The sequence below is a fragment of the Massilia arenae genome, assembly GCF_008014745.1.
In the GTDB taxonomy this organism is placed as follows: domain Bacteria; phylum Pseudomonadota; class Gammaproteobacteria; order Burkholderiales; family Burkholderiaceae_D; genus Telluria; species Telluria arenae.
The window spans coordinates 140,856-149,225 of the sequence record NZ_VPFD01000010.1; the positions used below are offsets into that span (position 1 = coordinate 140,856).

The 8,370-nt window shown below is 65.4% G+C and carries 5 protein-coding genes; all 5 read left to right on the forward strand.

Going from position 1 to position 8,370, the window contains the following annotated elements; genetic code table 11:
- Positions 1–251: 251 nt before the first annotated feature.
- Positions 252–3,341: a TonB-dependent receptor gene (locus tag FVD38_RS11185; protein ID WP_147934885.1), complete on the forward strand. Its 3,090-nt coding sequence runs from the start codon at positions 252–254 to the stop codon at positions 3,339–3,341.
- Positions 3,342–3,528: 187 nt separating this feature from the next.
- Complete coding sequence (locus tag FVD38_RS11190) at positions 3,529–4,713, forward strand: fumarylacetoacetate hydrolase family protein (RefSeq protein WP_187271552.1); 1,185 nt, start codon at positions 3,529–3,531, stop codon at positions 4,711–4,713.
- 26 nt (positions 4,714–4,739) lie between these two features.
- Positions 4,740–5,531: a D-xylose 1-dehydrogenase gene (xylB, locus tag FVD38_RS11195; protein ID WP_147934886.1), complete on the forward strand. Its 792-nt coding sequence runs from the start codon at positions 4,740–4,742 to the stop codon at positions 5,529–5,531.
- Positions 5,528–6,412, forward strand: coding sequence for an SMP-30/gluconolactonase/LRE family protein (locus tag FVD38_RS11200; RefSeq protein WP_147934887.1), 885 nt, complete (start codon positions 5,528–5,530; stop codon positions 6,410–6,412). The genes xylB and FVD38_RS11200 overlap by 4 nt, the downstream gene beginning before the upstream one ends.
- Before the next feature lie 12 nt (positions 6,413–6,424).
- Positions 6,425–8,215, forward strand: coding sequence for an IlvD/Edd family dehydratase (locus tag FVD38_RS11205; protein ID WP_147934888.1), 1,791 nt, complete (start codon positions 6,425–6,427; stop codon positions 8,213–8,215).
- Positions 8,216–8,370 lie beyond the last annotated feature (155 nt).

Genomic DNA, 8,370 nt, shown 5'->3' on the forward strand with positions numbered 1-8,370 from the left:
GTCACCGCACGTCCGGCCATGCCATCTGGCGGCCGCACCCTTCACCCATCCATTCCAGGCGCGTGGTCGGCTTCGCCCACCCCGCGCCGAGCGCATCCAGCCGGTTCGAACACCGTAACCTGCCGCTAGCGCGCGCCGGGAAGAACGCCCTATTTGCCGCATCGGGCAGTCTTACCCACCCACCAGACAACCGTTGAAGGTTGCTTACTCAGCAGTAATTAGAAGTAGAAAAAACCATCAGGAGACATTGAATGACTCGTAATTCTCAGCAGCAGGGTGCAGCGCGCCGGCGCCAATGGGCGCTTGGCCTGACCGTCATGGCTGGCCTGGTTCACCAGGCATATGCGCAGGACGCCACCGCCACCGCCACCACCGCCCCCGACGCCAATGCGCAGGCCAACGTGAACGTCGTGAAAGTGACCGGCTACCGCGGCAGTCTGCTGGCGTCCGCGCGCGACAAGAAGGAAGCCGTCGGCTTCCAGGACACCATCAGTTCGGAAGACATGGGTAAATTCCCGGACAAGAACATCGCGGAATCGCTCAGCCGCATTCCAGGTGTCCAGATTTCGCGCGACGTGACCGGCGAGGGCATGAACGTCCAGATCCGCGGCCTGGGATCGAGCTTCACCAAAGTCCTGCTGAACAATGCGCAGATCGCCGTGGCGTCGTCCGGACCGATCGACGGCGCCAGCACCAACCGCGAGATCGACCTCGACCTGCTGCCGACCGAACTGTTCACCAAGCTGACCGTCAGCAAGAGCCCGAATGCCTCGCAGCTCGAGGGCGGCGCCGCCGGCGTCGTCAACCTGCGCAGCGCGCGTCCCTTCGACAAGGAAGGCACCTACGTCGTCTACAGCGCGACCGCACAGAAGCAGGAAATCGCCAACGACGTCGGCGCACGTGGCTCGCTGCTGGCCAGCAAGACCTGGGGCGACAAGTTCGGTATCCTCGGCGGCGTGTACTTCAACCGCCAGAAAGCACGCACCACCGGCTACGAGACGGTCGGCCTGACCAATGCCAACCTGTCGGCCGCGCAGAGCGGCCTGCCTACGCGTAACAACACCGGCGGCGGCAACTGGACGATCCCTGGCACCGTGCCGGTCGGCGCGGGCGCGGGCCTGGTCCCCGGCACCCCGATCAACCAGGGCTTCCTGGAGGCCAACAACCCGGGCACGAGCATCACCGCGATCGACAACGCGCTGGTGCCTCGCCTCGGCCGCTACATGGAGTACTACGGCGACCGCGACAAGGCTGCCGCCATCATCAGCGCCGAATACCGTCCTACCGAGAACCTGCATTTCTACGTCGACACGCTATACAGCGAAAAAGACGACGACATGCAGCGCATCGGCTACACCTGGGCAATGCGCAACGAGTTCGCCATCCCGCTCAACATGACCGTGGACCGCCCAGACTGCAACGCAGGCTGCACGGCGACGGGCGGTACCTTCGCCAACGCGCGTTCCTTCATTGAATACGGACCGCGCCGCGACAAGACCACGCTCAAGGGCATCAATCCGGGGATGACGTGGCAGATCGCCCCGACCCTGAAGCTCGAGGCGCAGGCCAACGCGACGAAGTCGGACTTCACCCACGAAGCGCCGACGGTCATGCCCATCACGCCGGCCGGCAGCGGCCTCGTGGCGACCTACGACGCCACCAACGGCGGCGTGCCGAGCATTACCTTCAACAAGGACCTGAACGACCCGTCGCAATACGTATGGGCAGGTGGCCGTGTCAATATCCAGAACGAGCTGCGCGAAACCAGCACCAAGGGCTTCCATACCGATCTGACCTGGGGCGACAACAAGCTGAACCTGAAGCTCGGCTACGCCTACGATGACATCGACCGCCGCATCCGCGGCCAGGACAACTCGGCCGCCTGGCAGGCCGCGGTGTGCGGCAACAATCCAAGCGTGTTCCTGCAAGGCCCCAACGGCGCTCCGGCCTGCGACGGCGCCAACACGCCTGGCGCGAGCGCAGCGGCGCTCTATCCTGGCTTCGGCACCGGCTACACCGCGGGACGCACCGACCAACTGGTCTACCAGGGCTCGCTGATCCCGGCTGACAAGCTGGCAAGCTACCTGGTGCCTGGCGAATACGGTCGCCTGGTCGTCGACTGGGACCGTTTCAGGAAGGATTCGAATTACGACTACTACAACTCGTCGGCGCCGGATTCGACCAGTTCGTCGACCGGGGCGAGCTCGGGTTATATGCGCGAGAAGAGCTCGGGCTTCTATACCGAGATCAATGGCTCGACCTTGCTCGCCAATATGCCGTTCCGGTATAACGCCGGCGTGCGGTATGTGCGCACCAAGCAGGAAGTCGGCTCGCTCAATTCGTTCGCCGACCCACGCAACGCATCGCTCACGGCCAACGGTTCCAAGTACCCGAACGCGACCGAGTGGCAGTATGTAAACAACACCTACAACAACACGCTGCCATCCGGTACCGCCGCCCTGACGGTCGCCAACAATGTCATCGTGCGCGCCGCGGCATCGAAGAGCATGACCCGCGCCAATCCGAACTCGCTGCGTCCTGGCATCAACTTCAGCTCGGTGTCGGCCGACGTCGGCACGATCGGCAGCCCCGAGCTGATGCCCTACATCTCGAAGAACCTGGACTTCGGCGTCGATTGGTACACCGGCGGCGAAGGCTATGTGAGCCTGACCGTGTTCCAGAAGAAGCTCAAGGGCTTCACCGTGATCGAGAACCGGTCGTTGCCGTTCAGCGCGCTGGAGCAGTATGGCGTCACCTATGCCAACCTGATTCCGAACCAGCAGGCGGCGATCGATGCGCGCGGCGGTCCGGGCGCGGCGACCGTGGTGATGAGCCAGGAACGCAATGCCGGCGGCATCCTGCGGATCCGCGGCCTGGAAATCGGCTGGGTCCAGCCGCTCGACAAGTTCTTGCCGATCAAGGGCTTCGGCTTCAGCGAAACCGCGACCCTGATCAACCAGTCGGCCAGCGGCGAAGGCACGAACGGCTTCGTGGCGCTGAACGTGCCGCGCAAGAGCAACAACTTCGGCGTCTACTACGAGAACCATGGCTTCATGGCCCGTTTCTCGCACACCTACCGCGAAGGCAGCCAGGCGGCCAACGGCGGCCAGAACGGTATCGCTGCTGCTGCCCTGTATGGCCGTGCCTACAAGCAGGCCGACTTCTCGTCGAGCGTAGATCTGGAGCAGGTGTTCGATCGTGAGAACTGGCCGACCATCACCTTCGATGTCGTCAACATCAACAAGGCCAAGCGCGATTCCTACTTCCAGTTCGAGAACGCCCAGTTCGGCTTCTATGACCCGGGCCGTACCTTCCAGCTGGGCCTGCGCGGCAAGTTCTGATACTGACTTAGCCTGAATCCCTACCCGCACTCGCCGTACACCGGTGAGTGCGGGGCAGGGACGTAGGGCGTCAAAACCGATGTTGGCCAATGATTGCGTTAACATTAATGTTAGAATCATGTCCGCCGATGCTCCGTCACATACCGATACTGCCGCCCCGAGGGGCGGCATCATCAATAGAGGAATCATGACTACACTCCAAGCCAATCCGCTTCCCGATGACCTCGACCGCGCGCTGCTGGTCGGCCGGGTCTGGCGCACCGGCGCCAACGAAGGTCCAGCCGTGGTCGCCGTGCGCGGCGGTCGCCTGGTCGACATCACCCGCCATGCGCCGACCGTGGCCGACCTGTTCGAGCGCTCCGACCTGCTGGCCATCGCGGGCAGCGCCGAGGGCGAAGATCTTGGCGACGTGCACGTGCTGATGGACGCCGCGCTGCGCGGCGAGGCCGGCGCCAACGGCATCCGCCTGCTGGCGCCATGCGACCTGCAGGCGATCAAGGCAGCGGGCGTGACTTTCGCCGTCAGCCTGCTGGAACGCGTGATCGAAGAGCAGGCCAAGGGCGACCCGTCGCGCGCGGTGGCCCTGCGCGAGCAGCTGCAGGCGACGATCGGCACCGACCTGTCGGACATCGTCCCGGGCTCCGAGGCCTCGGCGCGCCTGAAGACCGAGCTGTCGGCGCGCGGCCTGTGGTCGCAGTACATGGAAGTGGGCATCGGCCCGGATGCCGAAGTCTTCACCAAGTCGCAGCCGATGTCGTCGGTCGGCCACGGCGCCGACATTGGCCTGCATCCGACCTCGCACTGGAACAATCCGGAACCCGAGATCGTGCTGGCGGTGAACAGCCGCGCCGAGATCGTCGGCGCCACCCTGGGCAACGACGTCAACCTGCGCGACATCGAAGGCCGCAGCGCCCTGTTGCTGGGCAAGGCCAAGGACAATAACGGTTCCTGCTCCATCGGTCCCTTCGTCCGCCTGTTCGACGACACGTACACGCTCGACACCCTGCGCGAATGCGAGGTGAACATGCTGATCGAAGGCGTGGACGACGGCTTCATCCTGGAAGGCAGCAGCCGCATGCGCGAGATCAGCCGCGACCCGCTCGACCTGGTGGCCCAGACCTGCGGCGCGCACCACCAGTACCCGGACGGCTTCATGCTGTTCCTCGGCACGATGTTCTCGCCGATCAAGGACCGCGACGCCGAAGGCGGCGGCTTCACCCACCACCTGGGCGACAAGGTCGGCATCTCGACGCCATCGCTCGGCACCCTGGTCAACACCGTGCAACGCAGCGACGCGATCACGCCCTGGACCTTCGGCGTGCGCGCGCTGTACGCCAACCTGGCGCAGCGCGGCTTGCTGGTCCAGAAATAAAATACAGCCATTAATACGAAAAATCCATGTCTGACAACAACCAACCAGCTTTTGAATACGCAAGTTATCCGGACCTGAACGGCAAGCGCGTCGTCATCACCGGCGGCGGCAGCGGCATCGGCGCCGAGCTGGTCACCGCCTTCGTCGGCCAGGGCGCCCGGGTCTGGTTCCTCGACATCGCCGAGGGCGCAGGACGCGCCCTGGCCGAGTCGCTGAACGGCGCAACCCACGCGCCAAGCTTCATCCACTGCGACCTGACCGACCTCGATGCGCTCAAGCGCACCTTCGACGGCATCGTGCAGGAAGCCGGCGCCGTCGACATCCTGCTCAATAACGCGGCCAACGACGACCGTCACCGCATCGGCGACGTCACCCCGGCCTACTGGGAAAGCCGGATGAACGTCAACCTGCGCCACCAGTTCTTCTGTTCCCAGGCCGTGATTCCCGGCATGCGCGAGCAGGGCCATGGCGTGATCCAGAATTTCGGCTCGATCTCGTGGCACCTGCCGCACACCGAGCTGGCCCTGTACATGACGGCCAAGGCCGGCGTCGAGGGCATGACGCGCGCCATGGCGCGCGAACTCGGACCGCACGGCATCCGCGCGGTGGCGGTGATTCCTGGCGCGGTGCGCACCCCGCGCCAGGAAGCGCTGTGGCATACGCCGCACGAGGAAGCGCGCATCCTGAACGGCCAGTGCCTGCAGGAGCGCGTGGAGATGCAGGACGTGGCGGCGCTGTCGCTGTTCCTGGCCTCGAATAATGCGCGCCGCTGCAGCGGCCGCGAATACTTCGTCGACGCGGGCTGGTACGGCGCATGAACAGCAACATCACCCTGCACTGCCTGTGGGAGGTGGGGGCCACGCTTGGCGAAGGCGCGCTGTGGCATGGCGCGGCCGGCCAGGTGTGGTTCGTGGACATCAAGGGCCGGCGCCTGCATTGCTACGACACCCGGGACGGCGCAAAGCGCAGCTGGGACGCGCCGGGGCAGGTGAGCTTCGTGGTGCCGGTCGCGGGCGGCGGTTTCGTCTGCTCACTGGAGGATGGCCTATACCGCTTCCATGAAACCACCGGCGAATTCTCGCCCTTGCTGAAGGTCGAGGCCGACCAGCCGGGCAACCGCTTCAACGACGGCCATGTCGACGCCGCGGGACGCCTGTGGTTCGGTTCGATGGACGATGCCGAAGACCAGGCCACCGGCGCCCTGTACCGTTTCGACGGACGCGCGGTGAGCCGTGTGGACGACGGCTACGTGATCACCAACGGCCCGGCCGTCAGCCCCGACGGCCGCACGCTGTACCACACCGATACGCTGGCCAAGCGCGTCTATGCCTTCGACCTGGGCCAGGACGGCCTGGTCGCGCGCAAGCGCCTGTTCACCGAGCTGGCCGATGGCGGCTATCCGGACGGGATGGCGGTCGACGCCGAAGGCTGCCTGTGGGTGGCTACCTTCGGCGGCTGGCGCATCGACCGGTTCGACGCGCAGGGACGCAAGCTGGGCGAAGTGCGCTTCCCGTGCGCGAACATCACCAAGCTGGCCTTCGGAGGCGACGACCTGCGCACCGTGTATGCTACGACGGCGCGCAAGGGCCTGTCCGCTGCCCAGCTCGAGGCGCAGCCGCTCGCGGGCGGGCTGTTCACTTTCCGCACCGATGTGCCGGGACTGCCGCAGCATGCGCTGCGGCTGCAGGATCAACTATAGAATAATTGACTCATGAGCAACAACGTCAACAATAACGCCAAGCGTCGCTACCGCTCCCAGGACTGGTTCGACAATCCCGAGCGCATCGACATGACCGCGCTCTACCTCGAGCGCTTCATGAACTACGGGATCACGCCCGAGGAGCTGCGCTGCGGTAAGCCGATCATCGGCATCGCCCAGAGCGGCAGCGACATCACGCCGTGCAACCGCATCCACCTGGAGACCGTCAAGCGGGTGCGCGACGGCATCCGCGACGCCGGCGGCATCCCGATGGAATTCCCGCTGCATCCGATCTTCGAGAACTGCCGCCGCCCGACCGCGGCGCTGGACCGCAACCTGGCCTATCTCGGCCTGGTCGAGATCCTGCACGGCTATCCGATCGACGCCGTGGTGCTCACCACCGGCTGCGACAAGACCGTGCCGGCACAGCTGATGGCCGCGGCCACGGTCGACATTCCCGCCATCGTGCTGTCGGGCGGCCCGATGCTCGACGGCTGGTTCGAAGGAGAGCTGGTCGGCTCCGGGGCCGCCATCTGGAAGGCGCGCCGCCAGCTGGCGGCCGGCACCATCGACGAGAAGAAGTTCGTCGACATCGCCACCGCGTCGGCGCCGTCGGCCGGTCACTGCAACACCATGGGCACCGCCTCGACGATGAACGCGGTGGCCGAGGCCCTGGGTATGTCGCTTACCGGCTGCTCGGCAATCCCCGCGCCTTACCGCGAGCGCGGCCAGATGGCCTACGAGACCGGCCGCCGCATCGTCGAACTGGCGAAGGACGACGTGCGTCCGTCGCAGATCCTGACCCGTGACGCCTTCCTGGATGCGATCGTGGTCAACGCCGCGATCGGCGGCTCGAGCAACGCCCAGCCGCACATCGTCGCCATGGCGCGCCATGCGGGCGTGGAGATCACGCCCGAGGACTGGATGGAATACGGCTACGACGTGCCGCTGCTGCTGAACATGCAGCCGGCCGGCAAATACCTGGGCGAGCGCTTCCACCGCGCGGGCGGCGTGCCGGCGGTGATGTGGGAGCTGGAGCAGGCGGGCAAGCTGCGTTCGCAGCGCCTCACCGTTACCGGCAAGACCATCGCCGAGAACATCTACGCTCGCGAGACCGACGACCGCGAGATGATCAAGCCATTCGCCGAGCCGCTGAAAGATACAGCAGGCTTCCTGGTCCTGAAGGGCAATCTGTTCGATTTCGCGATCATGAAGACCAGCGTGATCTCGCCCGCCTTCCGCGCGCGCTACCTGGCCAATCCGGGGCACGAGAACTGCTTCGAGTGCAAGGTGGTCGTGTTCGACGGTTCGGACGATTATCACCACCGCATCAACGATCCGAGCCTGGGCATCGACGAGTACACGATGCTGGTGATCCGCGGCGCGGGTCCGGTCGGCTGGCCCGGTTCGGCCGAGGTGGTCAATATGCAGCCGCCCGATCACCTGATCAAGCAAGGCATCAGCAACCTGCCGACCCTGGGCGACGGCCGCCAGTCGGGCACCTCGGACAGCCCGTCGATCCTGAACGCCTCGCCCGAGAGCGCGGCCGGCGGCAACCTGTCGCTGCTGCGCACGGGCGACGTGATCCGGGTCGACCTGAACCACGGCCGCTGCGACGTGTTGCTGTCGGACGAGGACCTGGAAGCGCGCCGCAGCGACGCGCCGCCGATGATCCCCGCCAGCCAGACCCCGTGGCAAGAGATCTACCGCGCCACCGTGGGCCAACTGCACAAGGGAGCGTGCATGGAGCTCGCCTTGCCGTATCGCGGCGTTGGGCACGACATGCCGCGGCATAACCACTAAGCCGGCCAGGCGAGTTAGCTTAATCGTTAGCTCAGAAACGTCGTCCCCGCGCAGTGATGTGACCCCTTAAACTGAGACGGTTGGATGCTCGCTTAGACGGCCTGGGTTCTGTACTGCACAGGACTCAGGCCGTTCAGTTTGATCTTGATGCGGTC

What these genes read in the sequence shown, in the direction of transcription:
- FVD38_RS11205 (WP_147934888.1), top strand. Translation starts at nt 6,425, where the DNA reads ATGAGCAACAACGTCAACAATAACGCCAAGCGTCGCTACCGCTCCCAG.
- xylB (WP_147934886.1), top strand. Translation starts at nt 4,740, where the DNA reads ATGTCTGACAACAACCAACCAGCTTTTGAATACGCAAGTTATCCGGAC.
- FVD38_RS11200 (WP_147934887.1), top strand. Translation starts at nt 5,528, where the DNA reads ATGAACAGCAACATCACCCTGCACTGCCTGTGGGAGGTGGGGGCCACG.
- FVD38_RS11190 (WP_187271552.1), top strand. Translation starts at nt 3,529, where the DNA reads ATGACTACACTCCAAGCCAATCCGCTTCCCGATGACCTCGACCGCGCG.
- FVD38_RS11185 (WP_147934885.1), top strand. Translation starts at nt 252, where the DNA reads ATGACTCGTAATTCTCAGCAGCAGGGTGCAGCGCGCCGGCGCCAATGG.